At 40.4% G+C, this 25302-nt stretch carries 20 protein-coding genes, 2 tRNA genes and 1 pseudogene; 13 read left to right on the top strand and 10 right to left on the bottom strand.

Annotation, left to right across the window (positions count from 1 at the left end):
• Positions 1-7 precede the first annotated feature (7 nt).
• From rpsA to ACHFIY_RS09345, 7 genes and pseudogenes are all read right to left on the bottom strand, one after another.
• A complete protein-coding gene (gene rpsA, locus ACHFIY_RS09375) occupies positions 8-2161 on the bottom strand; it encodes a 30S ribosomal protein S1 (protein WP_410845822.1) in 2154 nt (717 codons plus the stop codon).
• 80 nt (positions 2162-2241) lie between these two features.
• Positions 2242-3417: pseudogene (locus ACHFIY_RS09370) on the bottom strand (outer membrane beta-barrel family protein); the annotation flags it as partial.
• Positions 3418-3435: 18 nt separating this feature from the next.
• Positions 3436-3591: a hypothetical protein gene (locus ACHFIY_RS09365; RefSeq protein ID WP_410845821.1), complete on the bottom strand. Its 156-nt coding sequence runs from the start codon at positions 3589-3591 to the stop codon at positions 3436-3438.
• Between the two features lie 48 nt (positions 3592-3639).
• A complete protein-coding gene (locus ACHFIY_RS09360) occupies positions 3640-4008 on the bottom strand; it encodes a hypothetical protein (RefSeq protein WP_410845820.1) in 369 nt (122 codons plus the stop codon).
• A gap of 35 nt (positions 4009-4043) precedes the next feature.
• Entirely contained in the window at positions 4044-4256 is a 213-nt protein-coding gene (locus tag ACHFIY_RS09355; protein WP_410845819.1) for a hypothetical protein, read from the bottom strand.
• A 12-nt stretch (positions 4257-4268) separates the two neighbouring features.
• Positions 4269-4499: a peptidase associated/transthyretin-like domain-containing protein gene (locus tag ACHFIY_RS09350; protein ID WP_410845818.1), complete on the bottom strand. Its 231-nt coding sequence runs from the start codon at positions 4497-4499 to the stop codon at positions 4269-4271.
• Positions 4500-4797: 298 nt separating this feature from the next.
• On the bottom strand, positions 4798-5031 hold the full coding sequence (locus ACHFIY_RS09345; protein WP_410845817.1) for a hypothetical protein: 234 nt from the start codon (positions 5029-5031) through the stop codon (positions 4798-4800).
• 161 nt (positions 5032-5192) lie between these two features.
• On the opposite strand from ACHFIY_RS09345, the gene ACHFIY_RS09340 reads away from it, so the two are divergent.
• The 9 genes from ACHFIY_RS09340 (at position 5193) to ACHFIY_RS09300 (ending at position 15919) form a co-directional block, all read left to right on the top strand.
• Complete coding sequence (locus ACHFIY_RS09340) at positions 5193-6959, top strand: glycoside hydrolase family 3 protein (RefSeq protein ID WP_410845816.1); 1767 nt, start codon at positions 5193-5195, stop codon at positions 6957-6959.
• A gap of 276 nt (positions 6960-7235) precedes the next feature.
• Complete coding sequence (locus tag ACHFIY_RS09335; RefSeq protein ID WP_410845815.1) at positions 7236-7874, top strand: protein-glutamine glutaminase family protein; 639 nt, start codon at positions 7236-7238, stop codon at positions 7872-7874.
• A gap of 79 nt (positions 7875-7953) precedes the next feature.
• Positions 7954-8931, top strand: a complete 978-nt coding sequence (locus tag ACHFIY_RS09330) for a Gfo/Idh/MocA family oxidoreductase (RefSeq protein WP_410845814.1) — start codon at positions 7954-7956, stop codon at positions 8929-8931.
• A 6-nt stretch (positions 8932-8937) separates the two neighbouring features.
• On the top strand, positions 8938-9513 hold the full coding sequence (locus ACHFIY_RS09325) for a sugar transferase (protein ID WP_410845813.1): 576 nt from the start codon (positions 8938-8940) through the stop codon (positions 9511-9513).
• A gap of 302 nt (positions 9514-9815) precedes the next feature.
• Positions 9816-12677: a M1 family metallopeptidase gene (locus tag ACHFIY_RS09320; RefSeq protein WP_410845812.1), complete on the top strand. Its 2862-nt coding sequence runs from the start codon at positions 9816-9818 to the stop codon at positions 12675-12677.
• A 145-nt stretch (positions 12678-12822) separates the two neighbouring features.
• Complete coding sequence (locus ACHFIY_RS09315) at positions 12823-13482, top strand: BRO-N domain-containing protein (RefSeq protein ID WP_410845811.1); 660 nt, start codon at positions 12823-12825, stop codon at positions 13480-13482.
• Between the two features lie 157 nt (positions 13483-13639).
• Positions 13640-14662 carry a PDDEXK nuclease domain-containing protein gene (locus ACHFIY_RS09310; protein WP_410845810.1) on the top strand — a complete coding sequence of 341 codons (1023 nt, stop codon included), beginning with the start codon at positions 13640-13642 and terminating at the stop codon, positions 14660-14662.
• Positions 14663-14679: 17 nt separating this feature from the next.
• Positions 14680-14913: a DUF1016 N-terminal domain-containing protein gene (locus tag ACHFIY_RS09305; RefSeq protein WP_410845809.1), complete on the top strand. Its 234-nt coding sequence runs from the start codon at positions 14680-14682 to the stop codon at positions 14911-14913.
• Between the two features lie 94 nt (positions 14914-15007).
• Complete coding sequence (locus tag ACHFIY_RS09300) at positions 15008-15919, top strand: hypothetical protein (RefSeq protein WP_410845808.1); 912 nt, start codon at positions 15008-15010, stop codon at positions 15917-15919.
• 294 nt (positions 15920-16213) lie between these two features.
• Here the strand turns inward: ACHFIY_RS09300 and ACHFIY_RS09295 are convergent.
• Positions 16214-16287, bottom strand: a tRNA-Pro gene (locus ACHFIY_RS09295).
• 21 nt (positions 16288-16308) lie between these two features.
• Positions 16309-16397 (bottom strand) — tRNA-Ser (locus ACHFIY_RS09290).
• 763 nt (positions 16398-17160) lie between these two features.
• Between ACHFIY_RS09290 and ACHFIY_RS09285 the strand changes: the two genes are divergently transcribed.
• On the top strand, positions 17161-18405 hold the full coding sequence (locus tag ACHFIY_RS09285; protein ID WP_410845807.1) for a pseudouridine synthase: 1245 nt from the start codon (positions 17161-17163) through the stop codon (positions 18403-18405).
• Between the two features lie 139 nt (positions 18406-18544).
• Positions 18545-19255, top strand: a complete 711-nt coding sequence (locus ACHFIY_RS09280) for an RluA family pseudouridine synthase (protein ID WP_410845806.1) — start codon at positions 18545-18547, stop codon at positions 19253-19255.
• A gap of 244 nt (positions 19256-19499) precedes the next feature.
• On the opposite strand, the gene ACHFIY_RS09275 is transcribed toward ACHFIY_RS09280, so the two are convergent.
• A complete protein-coding gene (locus tag ACHFIY_RS09275) occupies positions 19500-21689 on the bottom strand; it encodes a glutamine synthetase III family protein (RefSeq protein WP_410845805.1) in 2190 nt (729 codons plus the stop codon).
• 628 nt (positions 21690-22317) lie between these two features.
• Between ACHFIY_RS09275 and ACHFIY_RS09270 the strand changes: the two genes are divergently transcribed.
• Together ACHFIY_RS09270 and ACHFIY_RS09265 are read left to right on the top strand one after the other, a co-directional pair.
• Positions 22318-23391 (top strand): outer membrane beta-barrel protein, encoded by a 1074-nt coding sequence (locus ACHFIY_RS09270; RefSeq protein ID WP_410845804.1) that lies wholly within the window; start codon positions 22318-22320, stop codon positions 23389-23391.
• Between the two features lie 290 nt (positions 23392-23681).
• Complete coding sequence (locus ACHFIY_RS09265; protein WP_410845803.1) at positions 23682-25127, top strand: ammonium transporter; 1446 nt, start codon at positions 23682-23684, stop codon at positions 25125-25127.
• Positions 25128-25302: the final 175 nt, after the last annotated feature.

Here is a 25302-nt window from a genome sequence, read left to right as displayed (position 1 = left end):
GGTAAGCTTATTTTGCTTTGCCTTCGCCTTCTTCTAGTTTAGCACGGATATCCGCCAAAGCACTCAAATCCCCAAGTGTTGTTTTTTCAACTTTAGCTTGAACTGCTTTTACTTCTTTATGTGTTTTCTCAGCTTCTACCCTTGCTTCTTTTTTCGCTACTTCTTTTTCTTCAGCTTGTGCTTGTTCCCAAACACGGCTGTGGCTAAGAAGGATGCGTTTTTCATTACGGTCAAATTCAATAACGATAAATGGCAATGTTTCTTCTGCAACTACTGCTTTGCCATCTTCTTTTGTTAAATGACGGGCAGGTGCAAAACCTTCCAAGCCATAAGGCAATTGTACCAAAGCACCTTTATCGTCCCTACGGGTAACGGTACCTTCGTGTTTGCTACCGATACCGAAAGTATCTTCAAGGGTATTCCAAGGATCTTCTTCCAATTGTTTGTGGCCAAGTTGCAATTTGCGGTTGTCTTTGTCAATGCCCATGATAATAATATCAATGTATTCACCAACTTTTACATAATCGCTTGGGTGGTTGAAACGTTTCAACCAGCTTAAATCGCTGATGTGTATCATGCCGCCAATGCCTGGTTCCAATTCTACAAACACGCCATAAGGAGTGATGTTTTTCACCAAGCCTTTGTGCTTGCTTTCAACAGCATATTTGTTTTCGATGGTATCCCAAGGGTCGCTGGTCATTTGCTTGATAGACAAGCTCATTTTGCGGGTGTCTTTGTCTAAAGTTACCACCTTGGCATCATGCTCATCGCCTAGTTTAAAGAATTCCTTAGCGTTAACCGGTGTGTTTGCCCAAGTAATTTCACTTACATGTACCAAGCCTTCAACACCTGGCTGAACCTCTAAGAAAGCACCGTAGTCTTCTATGTTCACTACTTTGCCACGAACGGTAGAACCTTCGCCCAAGCCTGCTGGCAACACATCCCAAGGGTGTGGGGTCAATTGTTTCAAGCCAAGGCTGATACGTTTTTTGTCGTCGTCGAAATCCAATACTACCACTTGTAATTTCTGATCCATTTTCAACACCTCGCTTGGGTGAGAAATACGGCCCCATGAAATATCGGTGATGTACAATAGACCATCTAAGCCGCCCAAATCCATAAAAGCACCAAAGTCTGTGATGTTTTTAACAACACCTTCCAACACCTGGCCTTTTTCCAATTTGCTCATTATTTCCACGCGTTGCGCTTCAATGTCGCTTTCAATCAGGGCTTTGTGCGATACAACAGCATTCTTGATGTTTTCGTTGATTTTTACAACTTTAAACTCCATTGTCTTGCCTACGAATTGATCGTAGTCAGTTACAGGTTTCACATCTATCTGAGAACCTGGCAAGAAGGTTTCCATGCCAAATACATCTACTATCAAGCCACCTTTGGTTTTGCTGGTAACAAGGCCAGTAACCACTTCGCCAGTTTTGTTCACCTCCACAATACGCTGCCATGCACGGTAAACCCTTGCACTTTTGCGACTTAATGTAAGGTTTCCTTGCCTGTCTTCTTTTTCCACTACCATTACTTCTACAATATCGCCTATAACAAGTGTAGGCACATCGCGGAATTCGTTCAGGGAAATCAAGCCATCGCTTTTAAAGCCAATGTTTACCACTACGTCTGTCTTGGTAAGGCCAACTACAGAACCGTTGATAATTTCACCGTCTTCAATCTGCACGAAAGTGTTTTCGTACACTTTGTCGTACTTTTCTTTTTCTTCTTTAGCATAAATGCTAACGTTCCTTTTGTCAACGCTCCAGTCAAAATCGTCGTGAGCCGTAGCTATCACTTCTTCAACAGGTGCTTGTGCCACAACTGGCTCGGTTGTTTCTGGTGCTGCCACAAATTCAGGGGCGGCAATTTCAGCTACCTCTGCTGCTGGTGCAGTTTGTTCTTGCACAGGTGCAGCAGGTACTTCTGCCACTACTGTAGGCAATGGTTCATCCACAGCAGGTTCTACTTCAGGAACAGCAGGTGTTTCTGGTGCAGTGGGAACTTCTGGTGCAGCAGGTGCTTCTTCGGCCACGATAGCCGGTGTTGTTTCTTCAACAGGTGCGTTTGTTATTGCAGTAGTAGCTTCTACAACCTCTTCTGTGGCTGCTGCGCTATCCTGAGCATCTGCATTTAATTGTTTAATGAAAAAATTCATATTTAAAAACCCGAAGCTTTTTATTTCGGGCTGCAAATGTACGGAAGCATTTTTATATTCAGAAACATGGAAAGCTAAAATTAATGCCTTCCCCCTCCGCTTACATCATCATTGCTAATGGTACGCTCATTTTTCTTGATGCTGCCACTTAGCTTTCCAAACTTGTACCGGAAACTAATGCTTATTTTCCTTGCATAATCGTAGTTGTAGTTGTATTGGCTAAGGCCACTGGCAGTGGTGCGGAAATCTATTGTCCTGTATTTCATAAAAGGGTCGTTTAGGTAAATGGAAATAGTAGCTTTCTTTTTAAGGATGTCTTTCGAACCACTGAAAGAAGTATAAAAATACTCATTGTCCTTGCCTTGCAGCAGCACATAGCGGCTGTCGTAGCCAATATCAAAACCTATACTGTACCCATTGTCAAATTTATAGCTGGTGCTTACAAAGCAATGCCCTTGGTTGCCGCTATTGTTGTAAAACTGCCCATTGAAAGTGCCTTTTAGCCATACATGCAGCAACTGAGAGTTGATATTGATATTTAGCTTTTTAGTTATAGGGTAGTTGGCATTCAGTGTTAGGCCCAGCCCCCTATTTTGTCCCACATTCTCATAAGTGGTGCTAGTTACGGTGTCTTTATCAACGCTTGTTACATTTTCCACCGTGTTGTTGGCAAAGCTATAGGTAAGCCCTATGTTTATGGAACCCTTGGCGTAGTTGCTATAATTAAGCTCTATGGAATGGTTGATTACTGGCTGCAAATCTGGGTTGCCAAAGTTCAGCACTTTGGGGTTGCTCCTATCTACAAATGGGTTTAGCTGCCATATGCCTGGCCTTTGTATGCGTTCGCTATACCCAAAGGTAACACTATTGCTGCCCTTGAATTTCTGTTGCAATGAAAAAGAGGGGATAAAACTATTGTAATCTTGTTTCAAGGGCAAGCCAACCGAAGCAAAATTTGCATTTACCGTGGTATGTTCTACCCGTAGCCCTGCCTTGGCAATGAATTTGTCCAGCTTTAATTGATAGGAATTATAGGCACTATAAACATTTTGCTGGTAGGTAAAGTTGTTTGTTTGAGAAAGAACGGTGTTATATACTTTAGCAACAGAGTCGTAATTGTCGTTCCTAAAATTACTGAAACTATTCCTTAGTATCGCTTTTGCACCAGCCTCCACGGTTATTTTTTTCATGGGTTGAACATAGTCAACCTGTATCGTATGCTCTTTAGTGCCAGAATGGTTGTACTGTATATAATTAGGAAAATTGTAGTTATACTAAGTTAAATAAGCGGCATCGGTATTTTGCTCGTTTGCTTGGTTGCTGTACTTGTAAGAAGTCGTTAGCAGTTGGTCTTTGTTTTTCTTGAACCCTAGCTGGTAGTTTACAGCCAAGTCAGTGCCACTATAATTGTTTTTGTTACTGTTAGACAAAGTAAATGACTGGGATATTGCATTATTGGCATCTGTTAAATTAGAAAACTAAGTGTTGCCTTGTGTATTATCGCCAAAATAAGTCTCAATGGAGGCTGTAAGCAGGTTTAGGCTGTCTATCTCATAGCTTAGTTCTAGGGTGCCATATTTGTTGGTAAAAATTAAAGAACGTGTGCCTTCCTGCAAAAAATTAGAAACAACAGGCGAGGTGATGTTGTTTGTATATCCATTTTTGGTTGAGACGGTGCTAGGGCTAAAATTGCCCCCTATATAGCCATTTACTCCAAATTTCTTTTGTTTCCACGTGGCATTGATATTTATACCTGGGCCATAAATGCTGTTGTACCGGCTATTGAGGCTGCCATTATAACCCTCGTCCATATTTTTCTTGGTAATGATATTGATAAGGCCAGCCAACCCTTCTGCATCGTATTTGGCAGGCGAGGTGGTTATTACTTCAATTTTTTGATGTTGCTAGCTGGCATCGACTTAAAAACATCCGCAGGGTTTTTGGCAATCAAAGCAGAGGGCCTACTATTTATTAATATCTTGTAATTGCCGCTTCCTTTTAGCTTTATATTTTCAGATGCATCAACTGACAGCAATGGCACTTTACGCAGCATATCCAGCACGTTGGTGGCATTATTTTCTGGATCGGCCTGCACATCGTAGCTTATTCAGTCCACTTCCTGTTTAATAATCTGCCTTACGGCTGTTACCACGACTTCGTTTAGCCCCGCCGGGGCGGCGGCAAGGCTGATATTGCCAGCATCAATAAGTGGCTTTCCAGATGTGGGGAACACAGGCAGTACAATTGTTTTGTTGTGGTAGCCAACAGATGCCACCTGCAATAAATAGGCCTTTACGGGCAGCCCAGTAAATTCAAAACTGCCATTGTCGTTCGACAATGCGCTTTTTATGGGCAGGTTGGTTGCTTTGTCAACAAACGATATAGTAACATAGCCCAGGGTGTTTTTTTTAGGGAGTCTTCCACGATTCCTTTTATTACTGCCGTTGCGGGTACTGTTTGGGCGTAGGTAAAAAAAGTTATGAAAAAGACTTGTGTTAAAAGTAGTATTTGCTTCATTTTTATTGGATATAGCTATTGTAATTGGTTGTTTGTTGATTATGGTATCATTTTAAAAACGTTGCTTCAGTTCTAGGGTTGCAAGTATTTTGGCAAAATAATTTTAATAGTAGGGTATTTTATAACTCATTCAGCAATTCCATTGCAGGCCTTGATTTCAGCTTGCCTTTTTCTATTAAGCAAAGTTCCATAACAGCTTCTTTCAGTTCTTGTAAAATTTGTTTTTTGGTTGGTTCTGTATATTCCAAATCTTCCAAGCCACTGTATTGCTTTTTAAGTTGCTTCCATTCCTTTGTAGGGATAAATTCGCCAGTTGTCTTCCCTTTATCGTTCTGTATTAGTTGTACATTCATTATCAGGATTTTTTCAAAAATAAGAATATCAAATACACTTCGCCTACTTTTATCAAATAAATTCCAAGTATTTATAAGTTTAATTATATGAGCGAGCGGATATGTAGTTAGGCTGCCCGATAAAAATGCAATACTTTGTACACCATTGAAATAATTATAAGTTGAAGAAAATAATATTTACTTGTTTGTTTTTTATATTTGTTGGGCAGCCCTTGATAGCGCAGCAGTTTTATACAAAATCGCACAGTGCCAAACGTTGGGTAAAGCAGCAGTTTAAGAAATTATCAAAAGAAGAGTGTATTGCGCAGCTAATGGTTATCAGGGCGCATAGCAACCTTGGCCCTGAGCATGTGCAGCAAGTAACCAACCTTATAAAGCAATACAATGTAGGCGGGTTGTGTTTTTTTCAAGGTGGGCCTTTAAGGCAAGCCTTGTTGACAAACAATTATCAAGGTATTGCCAAAACTCCATTGATGGTGTGCATGGATGCGGAATGGGGGCTAGGTATGCGGTTGGACAGCGTAACAAACTACCCACGCCAATTAATGATTGGCGCCACACAAGACAGCAGCCTTGTATATGAGATGGGCAAGGCCATCGGCAGCCAGTGCAAGCGCATGGGTGTGCAGGTAAACTATGCACCTGTTGTGGACATTAACAACAATCCAGAAAACCCCGTAATTAACGACAGGAGTTTTGGGGAAGATAAATATAAAGTAGCCCGTTTTGGCACGCAATATATGCTAGGTATGCAGGCAGAAAACATAATGGCCTGTGCCAAGCATTTCCCCGGTCATGGCGATGTAGCTGTGGATAGCCATTTAGATTTGCCCGTAATCTACAAAAGCCGACAGGCTTTGGACTCGCTGGAACTGTACCCCTTTAAAAAAATGATTAGCGGAGGTGTTGGCAGCATGATGATGGCGCATTTATATATCCCTGCAATAGATACAACAGCACATTTGGCCACTTCACTGTCAGCAAAAAGCGTTACAGGTATTTTAAGGGATGAATTGCATTTTAAGGGCATCACTTTTACCGATGCCTTGGAAATGAAAGGCATCAGCAAGTTTTTCCCTAGTGGGGAGGCCTCTGTATTGTCCCTTATTGCAGGGAACGATATGCTTTGCTTGCCCAGCGATGTGCCAGAAGCCATTGCTGCTATTAAGCAAGCCATTAAAGAACGCAGGCTTAGTTGGAAAAAAATTAACAAAAGCGTGAAAAAAGTATTGCTGGCTAAATATAATCTTGGGCTAGCCCAATTGCAGCCCATTGATACCAGCCATTTGGTTGCTGAATTGAATATTTCAACAGACAGTATCAAACGCCGAATTGCTGAGAATGCCCTTACATTGCTTAGAACCAAAACAGCCGCTACCCAACTAAGAAAAGGGCAACGCATAGCCTATATAGGCATTGGCATAAGCAAAGAAAGCCTATTAGCAACTCGCCTAAAAAATGAATTAAACTGCGACAACTACTTTTTTTCGGGCGATTTGGGCAAAAGCGACACAGTGAAGGAAACCATCGAGCCACAACTGGGCGTAAAAGTATATGGCAATAAAATAAACATATCGGCAGCCCAGCAATTAATCAATACATTACAGCAAAAGCAATATGATGCCATTATTATTGGCGTACACAACTATAGCCGCCGCCCGGCCAATAATTTTGGGTTGGACAATGCGTCTATCTATTTACTAAAAGCTTTGCAGCAAACCCCCAACCCCATTACTATTTTCTTTGGCAACCCCTATGCCATTAAATTTGCCTGCGATGCGCCTACTTTGCTTGCCTGCTATGAGGATGACAGCAGCATACAGCAAGTGGCAGCAGATTGGCTTGAAGGTAAGTTAATTGCCAAAGGGAAGCTGCCAGTAACTGTTTGTGGAAATTTGAAGTTTGGGGATGGGGTGGTTGGTAAGTAGAAAGTTGCCAGCGAGTATATGCTGCTATTGCTAGCCCCTTCTCTCAACGCCCTGAACGGTTCTGACCTTCAAGCTACTCACTTCCTTTTTTGCAACAAAGGTTTAAATAAGCACTAAGAAATGAAGTATAAAACGATTTATACTTCATTTTTCACTTAAAACTTTGTGCTGCTTTGTGTATTCGTGCCTTTGTGGCTATATTTTATTGTAGCCTAGTAACAAAAAAATAATACAAAACTAATTGCAAATACCGAATAATACCGTATTTTAGTACAAATGGAAAATGCCCAGCTAAATACCTTCTTCGACCAAACAGTTTCCGATGATGTATTCGTGGCCAACCCCCTGACGCTGGAATATGCCAATAGAATCTTCACTTTTTTCCAAAATCATTGGTTGTTTATGTGGGACAATGCCAATAACGACTGTGAAGACAGGGCAAATGCCATTACATTGTTATTAGAAGCATGGAATATACCCAACTATAAAGGATGGGTGTTCAGCGGTTTTTTCCTTAAAAACGAACAAGGCACGCTCACCAACCTGTGGAATTACCATGTGGCACCATTGATACCTGTTTCCATAAACAACGTGATAGAATTTTATTCCATAGACCCCGCTACGCAGAGCCAAGCCCAGCCTGTATCCTGGTGGGCAAACAATGTTACCGACTTGCCTTTTAGCTACTATGTAATAAAGCAAAGTATGTATTATATTTTTCCAGCCGAAATGATACAAACAGACAATTGGCATATTAGGAACGATGAAAACTATACTTGGACAATAGAAGGCCTAGCTGGCCTGAACGGCGCATCGCCAGAAGGCGAGGCAATGATACAAAGCAACCAAAGGCTAATTGAAAAAACAAAGCGGGAATTTAACAGGCTAAAGAATGGGGGTTCGCCCTTTAGGTGAAATTTGCCTACCCTCTAAAAAATACCCGCTCCTTCCTTTACCCAATGGGTTATATTTGCTGTCTTTAAATATTGCATGTATGTTGAATGTTGGTGTTTTTGGGGTAGGGCACTTGGGCAAGTTCCATTTGAATAACTGGAAAGAAATAGACGGCGTAAAAATCGTTGGCTTTTTCGACCCTAATAACGAACTAGCAAAAGAAGTGGCTGCCACCTACAACATCAAGCGTTTTTTAGACGAAGACAAGCTATTTGATGCCTGCGATATTATAGACGTGGTAGTGCCTACCGACCGCCACTACGAAGTGTGTAGGCGAGCCTTGCGGAAAGGCAAGCATGTATTTGTAGAAAAGCCTTTGGCAAATACCATGGAGGAGGCAAAAGACTTGGTAAACATGGCAAAGGAAGCCAATGTGAAAATGCAAGTAGGGCATGTGGAACGCTTTAACCCTGCTTTCTTGGCTTTGAAAAACGTTCCAATGAACCCATTGTTTATTGAAGTACACCGCCTAGCACAATTCAACCCTAGGGGCACAGAGGTAAGCGTTATTTTGGATTTGATGATCCACGACATAGACATTGTGCTAAGCGTTGTAAAAAGCACTGTGAGGAATATACATGCAAGCGGCGTGGCCGTGATGACAGACACACCAGACATTGCCAATGTGCGCATCGAGTTCAATAATGGCTGCGTGGCCAACCTTACCAGTAGCCGCATCAGCATGAAAAAAATGCGCAAGATGCGGTTCTTCCAGAAGGATGCCTACATAAGCATAGACTTCTTAGAAAAGAAAACAGAAATAATAAAATTACAACAACAAGGAGACGAAGACACGTTCTCCTTCGACTTGGAAACGCCCAATGGCACCAAGACCATTTCCGTAAGCAGCCCCGAAGTGCCTGTTGCCAATGCTATAAAACTAGAACTAGAATCGTTTGTAAGCAGCATTGTAAACAACACGTCAACCGTGGTAAGCGAAATAGATGGCTACCTAGCCATGGAAGTGGCCCACCAGATTATAGAAAAAATTAATAGTGCCAATAGGCAGGCCAAATAGTACCGTATGCTAAAACGCTGTGTTGATGTGGTAGTGGCATTGGTAGCTATCGTAATACTATCCCCTCTTTTTTTATTAGTACTTATAATTACTGCGCTATCGTCAGGTGGTGCAATATTATACAGTCAAGAGCGGATTGGGTATAAAGGAAAGCCCTTTATGATGTATAAGTTTGTAAGCATGTATCCCGATGCTGAAAAAAATGGCCCGGCATTGTGGGTAAAAGGCGACAAAAGGCAAACCAAATGGGGCGTTTTTATGCGCAAACGCAGGTTTGACGAACTGCCCCAACTGTGGAACATATTAAAAGGCGACATGAGTTTTGTTGGCTCCACGAGGCCAGAGCGGAAATATTATATAGACCAATTGGTAAAAATAGCACCAGAATATACTAATTTGCTAAGCATAAAGCCTGGCTTAGTATCCATAGGCATTGTAGAGTATGGTTACGCATCTTCCGTGGCAGAAATGAAAGAGCGGATGCAATACGACTTGGCATACCTAAAAAATCCATCGCCTTTTAAAGACTTGCGTATTATTGCCAAAGGGATGTGGAAGGTATTGATGGGGAAAGGGAAATAATTAGGAATTAATAATTAAGTAATGAGCCATAATTATCTTAATATAATTCTAAGAGGGTTTTGTTCTTACCCCTCTCTTTCGGAGAGGGGTTGGGGGTGAGGTCTTTAAAATAAAATAGTATTAACTTAATTAAGTCTGCATACTTATGAATTAGTATTTTGCCCAAAAAACCTGCAAGGGTTGAACAATAGTAGCCACGGGTGCAACCCGCGGTAAGTACAATTTAATTACTACTATAATCTTGATATAAAGTGCGTTATCTTCTAATAACTGTGTTTTTTCTTTTTCACCTATGTGCCTCCATGGCACAAGGCAACTTTGTTCCTGCTAGCTATTGGCAACAAAAGGTAGATTATAACATCAAGGTACAATTAGACGATATTCTGCACAGCTTAGATGGCTATGAGGAAATTGCCTATACCAACCATTCGCCCGACACTCTCCATTTTATTTGGTTTCACCTATGGCCAAATGCCTACAAAAACGACCGTACTGCTTTTAGCGAGCAGTTACTAAAAAACGACAGGACAGATTTTTATTTTTCCAAGGAAGAAAACAGGGGCTATATATCCAACCTTTCGTTTAAAGTAAACAATATAAAAGCCGACACGCAGCAGCACCAGCAATATATAGATGTAGTAAAGTTAATGTTAAAGGAGCCTTTGTTTCCTGGACAGTCTATAAATATAGCTACTTCCTTTCATGTAAAACTGCCTTACAATTTTTCTAGGAGCGGGCATGTAAAGCAAAACTACCAGATAACCCAATGGTACCCCAAGCCTGCTGTATATGACAACAAAGGCTGGCACCCAATGCCCTATCTTGACCAAGGTGAGTTTTACAGCGAATTTGGCAATTACGATGTTCAAATTACCCTGCCCCAAAACTATATTGTAGCAGCTTCGGGTATCCTGCAAACCGAAGCAGAAAAAACAAAGTTGCTGGGCATAGCCGCGTTAGAACCCATCAAACAAGAAAATTATATCTATTACAATAAAAAAAGGGATAATAAATTTACAACTGTTGTAAAAAGTACGTCCGCTGCAAAAAATAAAAATTTTAAAACCAAGGAATCCATTGCCCCAAAATCTGCTGCTACACTCAAAACGCTTCACTATCAACTAAATAATGCACATGATTTTGCGTGGTTTGCCAGTAAGCAATTTTTAGTGCAGCACGATACTGTGCAATTGGAAAACAAATCCGTTGATGTTTTTGCCTATTATCCACCGTGGCAATATGAAAACTGGAAAACAAGTATTGCCTATGCCAAAAATGGCTTGAAATTTTATGACAAGCATGTAGGCAACTATCCTTACAGCACCGCTAGCGTGTTAAGCGGGCCGCAAACAATAGGTAGCGGCGGCATGGAGTACCCATCAATCACACTAATAACCACGCAAGGTGGTGGACAGGAATTAGATGCAGTTATTGCACATGAGCTGGGGCACAATTGGTTCTATGGATCGCTGGCAAGCAATGAACGTGCCCACGCTTGGATGGACGAGGGCATGAATAGTTTTTATGAGAAAAAATATACTGCTGAAAAATATCCACCTGCCAAAAAAGGAGGCATTTCAACAGAAGAAAGCATTGAAAAGTCTGTTATCAAAAACCTGGAAAATATTGGCAAAGACCAGCCGATTGACTTGCCAGCCGATTCTTTTACTATGGTAAACTATGGCTTGTTTGTTTACGAAAAAACAGCCGTATGGATGCAGCAGCTAGAGCAGCAGCTTGGCAAGCCCTTGTTTGAAAAAAGCATGAAAAATTATTATGCCCAATGGCAGTTCAAGCACCCTTACCCAGAAAACTTTAAGCAATCCATACAAACTGCCAGCAACCAACCTTTAGATAGCTTATATACCCAATTGTTTACAACTGCTGCACAGCGTACCCCACCACCAGCAGTAAACAAGCCATACCGGCTAGCCGCATTTTTTCCTTTTAAAAATACAGACAAATACAGGTTTATTTCCCTTTCGCCCATGATAGGCTACAATGCCTACGACAATCTGATGATTGGCGGCATGATACACAATTACGAATTGCCCTTGAGCAAATTTAATTTCTTGGCAATACCGCTTTACGGCACGCAGACCAGCCGCTTGAATTATTATGCAAGGGTAGCCTATAAGATACCTGTAAAAAAAGGATTTTTAGACAATATAAATATCAACAGCTCATTCAGCAGTTTTAGCTACAAGCATATTGATTTTAATGATTCATTGTTCCCAGCACACTACAATGTTCAGTTTTTTAAGATAGACCCTACTATCCGTTTCAATATCAGGAACAAATACCTTGCGAGCAGCGTAAAAAAATTAATCCAGCTAAAGACATTTTTTATAGGCGAGCAGGATTACAATAGCAAAAGCGTAAAAGGATACGATTCCAGTTTTATCCAACGCACCAATAGGAACTTGGTACAATTAAAATTGAGGCTGGAAGATTTCAAGGCCTTGTACCCTTACAATGTTGATTTGACCATAGATGCCAATAAAGATTTTGCGAGGGCAGGGCTAACCGCCAATTATTTCTTCAACTATGCTAGTGAGCAGCAGGATGGAAAAGGCTTGAATGTGCGTTTTTTTGCAGGTAAGTTTTTTCATATTGGCAGCCAATACCAATATGAAACCGCCAGGTATTTCTTGAACCTTACTGGCCCTCGTGGCAATGAGGACTATACTTACAGCAATTACTTTATAGGCCGTGGCGATTTTGAAGGGGCTAACAGCCAGCAATTAATGGAACGAGACGGCTTTTTTAAAGTAGGCAAAGAATTGCAAGGGCAGGTGGGCAAAACCGACAAATGGCTTTCCGCAGTTAATTTTACTGGCGACATCCCTAAGTTTGTGCAGCGCCTTTTTCCCGATGCTGTAATAAGGCATTTCCCATTGCCGTTTAAGTTTTTTGTTGATATTGGTACTTATGCCGAGGCATGGGATCCTACTGTGAATACGCCTCGTTTCCTTTATGATGCAGGCATTCAAATATCATTGCTGAAATATGTAAATATTTATTTGCCGCTAATGTATAGCCAAGTGTATAGGGATTATTACAACTCTGTTTTCCCTGGCAAAAGTTTTGGCAAAAGCATTTCCTTTAGCATAGACATCCAAAACATACAATTGAATAAACTGGTGAAAAACGTGCCTTTGTAGGGGCAATCCGTTGCGGTTGCCCTGAAATGGTTCAAAACCCTTAACAACTTCCTTATCTAAATATATACAGCAGCGAAATAAAAAAGTACCGGAAAGCTAATTAATTTAGCAATTAATTACTATCTTTATTGCTCAATAAAATGCTATGAATGTAAAATTATTTGAGGAGAAAAAAGTAAGGAGCCATTACGATGCCGATAATGAAATTTGGTATTTCAGCGTAATAGATGTGATTGAAATACTAACAGATAGCCCAAGGCCGCGAAAGTATTGGAGTGCTTTAAAAACAAAGATTGTTGCGGAAGGAAGCGAACTGTCCCAATTTTTGGGACAGTTGAAAATGCCTGCCGATGATGGGAAATTGAGAGAAACAGATATAGCCGATACCCAAACCTTGCTACGCATTATCCAATCCATACCAAGCCCCAAGGCAGAACCCTTTAAACAATGGCTGTCAAAAGTAGGCTACGAGCGTATGCAGGAAATAGCCGACCCCAGCCAAGGCATAGACCGGGCAAGGGAAAACTGGCAAAAACTAGGCCGCAGCGAAAAGTGGATACACCAACGGATGACAGGGCAGGAAACCCGCAACAAACTAACCGATTACTGGCAGGAAAGCGGCGTAAAAAAAGGGGAAGAGTTTGCAGCGCTTACCAATATCATACACCAAGAATGGACAGGGCTAACCGTAAAAAAACATAAGGATTTAAAAGGCTTGCAATCTCAAAACCTAAGGGACCACATGAGCGAAGCTGAATTAATTTTTACAGCACTTGCGGAATTATCAACAAGGCAAATAGCTTAAACAGAAGAAGCCAAAGGCTTGCAACAAAATGCAGTAGCCAGTAAAAAAGGAGGATTAGTAGCTAAAATGCACAGAAAGAATTAGAAGCTCAAACAGGTAAAAGTGTGGTTACTGGCGAAAACTTCCTTGCACCAAAAAAGGAAAATAAAAAATTGAAATGAAAAGCAATACACCAAACATACATAATTCAGGACAAGACTTACTCACCGAGTTGTCTCAACTTATAGAGCAAAGCCAGCAGCAAGTGGTAGCCCAAGCCAATAGCACCCTTACGCTATTGTTTTGGCAAGTGGGCAAACGCATCAACGAAGATATACTGCAAAACAAACGGGCGGATTATGGAAAACAAATTGTGTTGACAGTGTCTACACAATTGAAAAACAGTTATGGCAGGAATTTTGAATTGGGCAACCTGCGGAGAATGATGCAGTTCGCAGAGCAGTTCCCAGATTTATCAATTGTCGCGACACTGTCGCGACAATTGAGCTGGTCTCATTTTAGAGAATTAATCCCACTTAAAAGCCAAGAAGCAAAAATGTATTATGCGCAAGCATCTGCTGCCCAAGCATTAGGTGTGAGAGATTTACGCAAACAAATTAGCTCCAAAACTTATGAACGAAGCACAATAGCCAATTTGCAAAACATCAGTAACCATCCTGCCATACACAATACATTTAAAGACCCATATTTTTTAGATTTTTTAGGGCTTCAGAACACTTATTTAGAAAAATTGGAAGTTGCCATTTTGCGGGATTTAGAAGCCTTTATATTAGAACTGGGAAAAGGCTTTGCCTTTGTAGAAAGGCAAAAAAGAATGATAATAGATGGCGAAGATTTTTATTTAGACCTGCTTTTTTACCATCGCAATTTAAAACGGCTTGTAGCCATAGAATTAAAACTAGGCAAGTTTCAAGCCAAGCACAAAGGGCAAATGGAACTGTACCTAAAATGGCTGGACAAATACGAAAAAGCAGAAGGGGAAAATACCCCAGTAGGCTTAATACTTTGTGCCGAAAGCAGCAGGGAACAAATAGAACTGTTAGAAATGCACAAAGACGGCATCATGGTAGCAGAGTACTGGACAGAACTGCCACCTAAAAAACAATTGGAACAAAAAATACATAGCATCTTAATAGAAGCCAAAGAAAGATTGGAAAGAGAGAAAATGATTAATAATTAACCATTCATATTTTGCCAATGGAAATTAAACAACAACTTAAACAGCAAATACACGACATTATTGCTACTGCAAAAGAAAGGGCAATCCGGTCGGTAGATAACGAAAGGCTGCTCATGTATTGGCAAATAGGCAAGATAATATTTGAAGAGGAACAAGAGGGCAAAGAACGAGCAGGCTATGGAGATTTTCTTATAAAATCATTATCTGATTATTTGGAACCCCAATTTGGTAGTGGGTTTTCTTATCGTTAGCTAAATTGGTATCGTCAGTTTTACCGAACATTCCCAATTGTGTCTGTACTGCGGACACAATTCAGTTGGACACATTAAATAAAAAAAGGTATCCATGGAACAAATTCAAATAATCCCTGCCCATCAAATTGACACTGCCAAGTGGGATGCTTGCGTGGAGGCAAATGTAAATGGGTTAATATATGCTACAGCCCATTACTTAAATGCGATGGCAGATAACTGGAGTGCCTTGGTCATAGACGATTATGAAGCTATTATGCCCTTGCCATGGCTAAAAAAATGGGGCTTCCGCTATTTATATACCCCGCCACTCACGCAGCAGTTGGGCTTGATAGGCAAAGCAAGTATTAGTGCTGCCCAATTGGAACAGACTATCCAAAGGTTTGCAAAATATGGCTCTCATCTTTTTAACTACGAAAACCTAAGTTTCCTAAACCCATTAAACGGCAGTTTGTACAACAATTATATCCTAGATTTAAACAAGCCCTACCAAGTCATAAAAGAAGGGTATAAAAAATCATTCCAGAAAAACATAAACAGGGCAGAAAAGCAGGGACTTAAATACCAAATAGACACAGATGTATACGAAGCCAGTCATTTATTTTACCAATACAATAAACCCAATATCGGCCATGTTACAGAAGCAAATATGGCTTCTTTTATCAGCCTTTGCCAGCAATTGGCTAAACTAAATAAAGTTGCAATAAGGAAAGTAACAAACAATGACAATGAATTACTAAGCATTGTATTGATATTGCAAGATGGCAAACGGTATTACAATATCCTTAATTATACTTCACCGCTAGGCAGAGGGTTGGAAAGCAATTATTTTTTGTATGATAACCTTTTTAAGGAACTAAGCAACCAGCCCATGCTTTTTGATTTTGAAGGGAGCGATTTGCCCGGAGTAAAAAGTTTTTATGAAAGTATGGGGAGTATTAACCAGCCGTATTTTCATTGGCATTTTAATAAATTACCTTGGTTTGCAAAGATGGTAAAGGGTTAAATACTTGGCACTAATAAATAGATTAAACTTGGGGTAATGGACAAAATTGATGCTCAAATTCCCTGTAATTAAGGCTAGCATTGTGTTTTAAGCAATCAAAGTATTTCCAATAGAATATTGATTACAAAAAAACATCTAAAATGCAGTACTGGCAAGTATTGTATGAGTTTTTTAAGGCATTGGAACTCAGAAAATAGCATCAATTTTGTCCATTACTCCTTAAACTCCAAAAAATGAGGCAGGCTATAGATAAGAAAAGGTTGCATCATTTACGATACAACCTTTTTTATAAAGTCGGGAAGACAGGATTCGAACCTGCGACCCCCTGGTCCCAAACCAGGTGCGCTACCGGCCTGCGCTACTTCCCGATTGGTTTTGCCAAACCTCAGCGGTGAGGAAGGGATTCGAACCCTTGGTACAGTTTAACCCGTACGGCAGTTTAGCAAACTACTGATTTCAGCCACTCATCCACCTCACCGTCCTTGCTCTTTTTCAGAGAGGGCTGCAAAAATAGGGATGCTGTGCCAAACGCCCAAAAAAAATATAAAACATATTTTTTTACCTGCTTACTACGCTTTTTACTCTTTGCCTGCACTTGCACAATAACCCATGGGTGCATAAAACTTTTTCGTTTTGTCCAAATAAGCCCAAATCTATAAAAACCTTAACTTTGTGCTAGAAATGCACTTGATACAAACTACTTACAAAACTAGTGTCTTGGCATCCCAATCGTAGCTCTTTTTTTACTAATATTAAGATAGTTGTAGTTCCAAAATTTGGTCTTGCATTTATAATTGTGAAATACGCACAATTTATGCATAAAATGAGCATAAACTATGCACAAATCAGGCACAAATTACTCAAAAAATAAGCACAAAATAAGCACAAATCACGCACAAAAATTTGATATTGGAATTGATAATCAATGGTTTACAAGGGAGGTAATGATTTTTGAAAAAAAGAAACAAAGTAAAAAAACCATAAAAATGGAAAAACTGAAACTATTTTAATATAAAACTAGCAGATATCTATATTACTAAAAATATGCACATATTGTCTCTTTGCCCTTTTATTCTTTCCTTTGGGTAACTTGTCTCGGCTTTTCGGAAGGGGTGAGGTTGTGCTGGGTTAAATAAAAAGCGAAAAAGTTTTATGCATTCTAACCTATTAGCGAATATTTGAAATGCACTCGTTTGTACTACCTTTGTGCTACCTGTTGAAAAAACAGCAAATGAAATATTATGGCAAAACATGCGTTTGACAAGTTTATGAACAGTGAACCCCAAGGGGCCAAGAAAAAAGAAATGATAAAGGTCGAGAAGCGGCGTGCCAAGAAAGAAGCCAAAGCCATTGGCGACCAAAAACGCCGTGAAAAGTGGGAAAAGGAACATGGTGTTGTAGCCCCTGCCCCAGCCGCTAAGGCAAAACGTGTAGAAAAAACTGAAAAAGCACCCAATAAGAAATTTGAAAAAGCCCAAGAAAAGGAAGCAACACCTGGAAAGAAACAACGGTTGAACAAACGCCAGTTCTACAAAAAGGATGAGGATGCACCCACTGTAAGCAATGGTGCTGAAAAAAGGACAAGCCCTGAAGCACAAAAAGGGAAGCCAGCCGACAAGAAGTTTTCTAAAAAATATATTACCAGCAATAGCGATAAATATTTTAAAGGCGACCAAGTGCTAGGCGCAAAAGAAACAGGTAGCAGGGCCGATGAAGTCGATGCAATGCCCCTAAACAAATACATAGCTTATGCAGGCATTTGTGGCCGAAGAGAAGCAGCAGAGATGGTAAAACAGGGTGTTGTAACAGTGAATGGCGATGTTGTATATGAGCCGGGGTACAAAGTTGCCCCTTCGGATACTGTGTTGCTAAAAGGCAATAAATTATTCCCGAAAAAGAACTTAGTGTATATTTTAATGAACAAGCCGAAAGACTACATCACAACCTCGTCTGACCCTGAAGGCAGGAAAACAGTAATGGATTTGTTGAAAGATGCCACCAAAGAAAGGGTTTACCCCGTTGGCAGGCTAGACAGAAACACCACGGGCGTGCTGCTACTGACCAATGACGGCGAGCTTGCACAAAAGCTAACCCACCCCGGCTACCAGATAAAAAAGGTATATGCCGTGAGGTTAGACAAGCCTGTAACCAAGAAAGACTTTGAAAGCATACTTACAGGCATTACACTGGAGGATGGCATGGTACAGGCCGACAGCCTTGCTTACGCCGACTTAAAAGACAAAAGCGAAGTAGGCATAGAAATACACAGCGGCCGCAACCGCATAGTGCGCCGCATCTTTGAACACTTGGGCTACGAGGTAAAATCGCTAGACAGAGTAATGTTTGCAGGGCTTACAAAGAAAAATGTACAGCGTGGCACATGGCGTTTCCTAAACGAAAGCGAAATAAGGCTTTTGAAATACATGAACAAAAGCACCAAGAAAAAAGAAACCAGCAATCCCGAGCTGGATACAATGGAGGAATAAGAAAGCATTATTTAAAATTTTGAGTTTTAAATTAAGGGCAAAGAGGGTTTTGAGGGTTGCCAACCTTCAAAAGGTTGGCAACCCTAGCATCAAGAATGGCTAAACACCTAAAACGTACCACTTACAACGTACCACTCAAATGAAACTTGATATTTTAGCAGATAACGAATGGTTTGTGGCCGTAAACAAGCCATCGGGCATGTTATCTATACCCGACAGGATGCAAAGCGAGCCTTCGCTAAAAGACATATTGAAAGAAAAATATGAAACTATTTTTACCGTGCACCGCCTAGATAAAGACACTAGCGGAATTATTGTTTTTGCAAAAGACGAGGAAACCCACAAGCAGCTTTCCCAGCTTTTTGAAGGGAGGGAAGTGAAAAAACACTACCTAGGCCTAGTGAATGGCACACTAATGAACCAAAAAGGGAGCGTTGATGCTGCCATTATGGAGCACCCTGCCAAAAACGGCACGATGGCCATACATGCCAACGGCAAAGCATCGCTTACGGATTATGAAGTGCTGGAAAGTTTCGGGATTTATTCATGGGTACAGTTTCAGATACATACAGGCCGAACACACCAAATACGTGTGCATACAAAGCATATAGGGCATAGCATTGCTTGCGACCCTTTATATGGGGATGGCTTACCTGTGCTAATATCTTCCCTGAAAAAACGGTATAATCTTGCCAAGAAAGAGGAGGAGGAAAAACCCATACTGGCAAGGTTGGGTTTACATGCTGCCTCGCTACAGTTTAGCCTAAACGGGCAAGATTATTCATTTGAAGCCCCTTTGCCCAAAGATATAAGGGCATCGTTGCAACAATTGAGGAAATGGAAAGGATAGAAAAAGTTTCACCACAAAGACAAATTAGCACATAGATTTGAAAAGTATTATGGGCATTTAGGAAGGTTTAATATAGGCTTACGTTCTTAAGAAATTTGCTTTTTTGCAAGACTATGTGTGCTAATGAAAAACAAAGCTCCTGTTATAAACTATGTGCCAATGTGGCGAATAATAACAAACAAAAAACTGCCCCCAAAACTAAGTGGAGGCAGTTTTTGCTATTTTCTCATGTTGATAAAACTGATTACCTTAAGAACAACATTTCCCTGTATTTAGGCAATGTCCATTCTTCATCATCTACCAATTGCTCCAGTTTGTCAACATGGTAGCGGATAATGTCGAAATAAACCCCTTTCACATCATCGCAATAAGCAATGGCTTTTGACCTCATATCGCTGATATTGTTGGCTACTTTCCTTGCTTCAACCATTTCGTTTACTTTTTCGTAAACAACGTTTATATGCTCGCTTACTTCGTTCAAGATAGCCAACTGGCTCCTATACGTTGTTTCTGGAACGCCAACAGCTTTCAGGTTCTCGATGTTGCCAGCCAATTGGGTAAGGTACTTAACACCTGCAGGTATAATATGGTTCAGTGCCAAATCGCCCATTATCCTAGCTTCTATCTGTACTTTCTTCACATATTTTTCCAGCTCTATCTCGTACCTAGCTTCCAATTCGCTATGGGTGTAAATGCCATTTGATTCAAACAGTTTTTTTGTTTTTTCTGTCATCATCGCATCCAAGGCAACTGGGGTAGTTTTCAAGTTAGGCAAGCCGCGTCTTTCGGCTTCTTTGTGCCATTCTTCACCATAGCCATCGCCTTCAAACAACACTTTTTTGCTTTCTACAATGTAGCGCTGTATGGTTTGCATGATGGCCACTTCTTTCTTTTCGCCTTTGTCAATCAACGCATCTACGTCTTTCTTAAAGGTTTTTAGCGTTTCTGCCATAATGGTGTTCAACACAGTCATTGGGTTGGCGCAATTGGCAGTAGAACCAACAGCACGGAACTCGAATTTATTACCTGTAAACGCAAATGGAGAAGTACGGTTCCTATCGGTATTGTCTAGCAGTACTTCTGGTATGCTCCTATGTAAATCTAGTTTCAGGATTGCTTCGTCTTGCTCGTCAAACTTGTCGCCAACACGGCTTTCTACTTCTTCCAATACTTTAAACAGGTACTGGCCAACGAAAACAGAAATAATGGCAGGAGGTGCTTCGTTTGCGCCCAAACGGTGGTCGTTAGGGGCAGATGCAATGGAAGCCCTAAGGATGTCTGCAAAATCATGCACTGCTTTAATTGTGTTTACAAAGAAAGTCAGGAACATCAAATTGGTTTTTGGTGTTTTGCCCGGTGCCAATAGGTTAACGCCAGTATCTGTAGCCAAACTCCAGTTATTGTGCTTGCCGCTACCGTTGATACCCGCAAATGGTTTTTCATGTAGCAACACACGCAATTTGTGGCGTTTGGCTACACGGCTCATCACGTCCATCAACAAAGTGTTATGGTCTACAGCTATGTTTACTTCTTCAAAAATAGGGGCGCACTCAAACTGTGCAGGGGCAACCTCATTGTGGCGGGTACGCAAAGGAATACCTAGTTTATAGGCTTCATTTTCATAGTCCCTCATAAAGGCGTAAACCCTTTCTGGGATAGAGCCGAAATAATGGTCTTCCAGTTGTTGCCCTTTAGCAGGTGCGGCACCAAACACGGTACGGCCACTTTGCACTAAATCGGGGCGGGCATTGGCTAATGCCTCGTCTATAACAAAATATTCTTGTTCCCAGCCCAATGTAGCCGTGATTTTGTTTACATTCTTATCAAAATAATGTGCAACATCAACAGCATGTTTGTTTAATGCTTCCAATGCCTTTAGCAATGGTGCTTTATAATCTAGCGACTCACCAGTATATGAAATGAAAACAGTGGGGATGCACAAGGTTCTGCCTGGCCCAATTTCAATAATAAATGCAGGGGAAGAAGGATCCCAGGCCGTATAGCCACGTGCCTCAAATGTAGCCCTTAAGCCACCATTCGGGAAAGAAGAAGCATCCGGCTCCTGCTGCACCAAGGCTCCGCCATCAAACTCCTCAATGGCTGTGCCATCGCTTTTTAGCGTAAAGAAAGAATCGTGCTTTTCGGCAGTAGTACCCGTTAACGGCTGGAACCAGTGGGTATAGTGCGTAACACCCTTGCTTTCTGCCCAGGCACGTAAACCATTGGCTATCTGGCCGGCGTTGGAGCGATCAATTTTCTTTCCGCCTTTAATACTCCCCACCAAGCTTTTATAAGCATCGTCGCTTAAAAATTCCCTGGCAGTTTTAAGGGTAAATACATTCTCGCCAAAGATGGCGGTTATTTTCGAAGATTTTGAGCCATTGGCTTCAACTTCGTCGGTAAGCTTTGTGATTGCATCAAATCTTAATGACATGGTTACGAAAATTTAGATTAATTGATAATTCCCCAAAAGAAACATATTTTTTCTTTTTTTCCAAAAAATGATTTGATGTGCATAAAAAAATAACTTTTATAGCGGCTTTTTGCTTTTAAAAAGCCATTAGGTGTGTATAAATAACATATTTATCTTAAATGAATTTATTGAAAGAGTAACTCATTAAAATAAATAAAATATAATTTTTTATTAGCTTTTTTAATTTTTTATTACTATTTTGCAATCGTTTTTGATGTATTACTAATTGATTTATACTGTTTTTGGATAAAAATCACTCGTTCTTAGCCCCATTTTGCCCTTTAGTTCTTTGTAATTTTTCAGGTTAGTTACGGTTTCATTTGCTGCAGCTTATCCTTTAAAAAACACGCAGGAAAAGCTTTTACAGAAGTTGCCACCACTATACCTTAATAATTACCTACAGTTAAAGCCCGCAAAACCTGTTGCGAGTGAATAGAAAAATATTTATACCATTATTTATGCGCTGCATAAGTTATGCTTTATACGGAAAACTAATTGTTTGTAGGTTTTATAAGCTCTTGATCAAAGCTTATGGCTTGTAGCAATTAGATTTCTTTTTCTTTCTTAACACTTAAAACAATTTAAAAACATGTTAAAAAAAGTACTTACACTAAGCACAGCGGTTGCAATGTTCTTTGCCGCGCACAGTCAGGATTCTACTAAAGGGACTACTACCTTTACAACTTCAGTAGATGCGTATTACAGGTATGATTTTAATAATGCACCTGGTACCACCACAAATAACATTACCAGTTTCACTAATTCAAAAAATTCTTTTGAACTTGGCATGGCAAGTGTAAAAATTGACCATACAATTGGTAAAGTTGCAGCTACAGTTGACCTAGGATTTGGTCGAAGAGCTTCTGAATTTTCTTATAACGATGGTACAAATTCAATTGCTGCAGTTAAACAAGCTTACCTAAGTTATGCCCCGTCTAGCAAACTTAAGTTTACAGCAGGTAAATGGGCTACACATGTTGGCTGGGAATTGGTAGATGCTTATGCAAATAGAAACTACAGTATGAGTTATGGCTTTTCCGAGGGTCCGTTCTTTCATACAGGACTTAAGGCGGACATCTCTTTGGGCGGCAAATCAGCTTTAATGGTTGGTATTGCAAATCCTACTGATTTTAGCACTACAACTTCTCAAAACAAAATGGCAATTGCCCAATTTAGTACTGGAACAAAAAATGACAAAGTAAAGGCGTATTTGAATTATCAGGGTGGTACAGACCAAGCTGGTTCTAAACTTAATCAGGTAGATTTAGTATTAAACTTTTTGTTGAGCAGTAAATTTGGAATTGTTTATGATGGAACTGTTCAAGGTATTAAGTACATGAGTGGTGCTAAATCAACTTGGAGCAGCAATGCACTTTATTTAAATTATGACCCAACAAGTATGTTTGGCTTAACACTACGTGGTGAATATTATAACGACCAGGATGGTGCTAAAGTATCTTACACTGACCCAGTTACAACTATCACAACATGGCCAAAAAGCATATTTGCTACAACATTGTCTGGCAACCTTAAATTTGCTAACCTTACAATTATACCAGAGTTAAGGCTAGACAATTCTAAAGAAGATTATTTTGCTAAGAAAGATGGTGCTGCTACTAAATCAGCTGCTAGTTTTATTCTAGCTGCAACTTATAAATTCTAATAAATTTAAACTTGATGTTTTAAACTAAAACCATTTGATTTTTATGTAATAATCGATGGTTTTAGTTAAACTTACTAGGTGTTTTGTAAGCAAACAGTGGCCTGATTGTGCAAATATTACAAATCTAATTTATTGCAATGTGATTTTTGAAACAATAAACCTTGTATTTTAGCTGAAACTTCTTCCTTTAAACACTATTTATTCATTAAACCCCCCTACTAATTATGGAGTCGATCAACTTATCTACACCGAGTTTCTTGCAAAGGTTCATTAAAGGTAAAAACTGGCGTTTGGGCATAACGTTATTTACCGGAAAAATCCTGGGTCTATTGATTATTTTAGCAGCAATGAAATTGTTGCCTGGCATGATTGCCACACCAGCTTCTGCGGGTGAAACATACACCCCACACGAAACTGTGTTGATAAACACAGCCAACACCATCTGGACGTTGGTAGCTGCATTTTTGGTATTTGGCATGCAAGCAGGTTTTGTAATGCTTGAAGCAGGTTTTGCCCGCCAAAGGGAAACCGTGAACGTATTGATGGAGTGTATTTTTGACACCTGTTTGTGCGGCTTGCTGTTCTGGGCTATTGGTTATGCATTTATGTTTAGCGAAGGAAGCGGCTTTATTGGCAAGCATTGGTATTTCTTGCAAGGTGCGCCTGACACTTATTTTGCAACAGGTATACCTATCCTTGCTCATTGGATTTTCCAATATGCATTTGCCGATACTTGCTCCACTATTGTATCTGGTGCTATGATTGGCCGTACTAGCTTTAGGGGAGATATCCTTTACAGTATTGGTATCACAGGGTTTATCTATCCTATTATTGGACACTGGGCTTGGGGACCAGATGGTTTCTTAGCTTTAATGGGTAGTGCAGATCATTTCTTGCCTACTTTGGGCAATGGCTTCAGGGATTTTGCTGGCTCTACTGTGGTACATACCATTGGTGGTGTAGCATCTTTAGCTGGTGCTATTGTATTAGGCCCACGTTTAGGTCGTGTTTTTAAGCGAGATGGCGGTGGCCCAATGTCGCCGCATAACCTTACACTCGGCGCAGTTGGTACTTTTATCCTATGGTTTGGCTGGTACGGCTTTAACCCAGGTAGTACTTTATCTGCTGTTGACATGCAAGGTATTGGCCGCGTGGCTGCTAATACTACTTTGGCTGCTTGTGCCGGTGGTATGGTAGCAATGTATTTGGCCCTTTGGTTTGGCGACACAAAAGGTAAATTTGACCTTGGCTTTACTTGTAACGGTGTATTGGGTGGTTTAGTTGCCATCACATGCCCTTGTTATTGGGTATCTCCGTTAGGAGCAGTACTTTTGGGTGCTATTGCTGGGTTGGTAGTGTACTTGGGTACATTGTTATTGGAATACTTACGTATAGATGATCCTATTGGTGCGGTTCCTGTGCATGGCCTTTGTGGCTTATGGGGTACTATTTCTTTAGGCTTATTTGCAAGCAACCAATATGGTGCTACTGGCCCTACAGGTGCTGATAACTCTGCCCCAGTGGCTGGTTTGTTCTATGGTGGTGGCGTAGGCGTATTGAAAGCCCAATGTATTGGCACTTTCACTATTGCAATAGCTACATTTGTAATTACATTCCTTATGATGTGGCTTATTAAAATGCTTCCAAACCCATGGGGTTTACGTGTTGAAAAAGAAATTGAAGAAGGTGGCCTTGACTTACTGGAACATGGTAGTCTAGCTTACCCTGCACAATAATTTTTTAAAACAAATAATTTCCTTTTAAAAAAGGGCATACCAATTTGGTGTGCCCTTTTTTATTTTGTGTAACAGGTTTATTTTTGCTATAAAGGGATAAATACTTAAAGTGGCGTAAAGGACAAAGGTTGGGGGCGCAAGCATAAGGTTTAGGGTTTAAGGTATGGAATAGAAG

The sequence above is a fragment of the Parasediminibacterium schistidii genome, assembly GCF_046546515.1.
Classification (GTDB): domain Bacteria; phylum Bacteroidota; class Bacteroidia; order Chitinophagales; family Chitinophagaceae; genus Parasediminibacterium.
The sequence above is the reverse complement of the archived record's forward strand: the minus strand, read 5'-3'. Positions and strand labels throughout refer to the sequence as shown.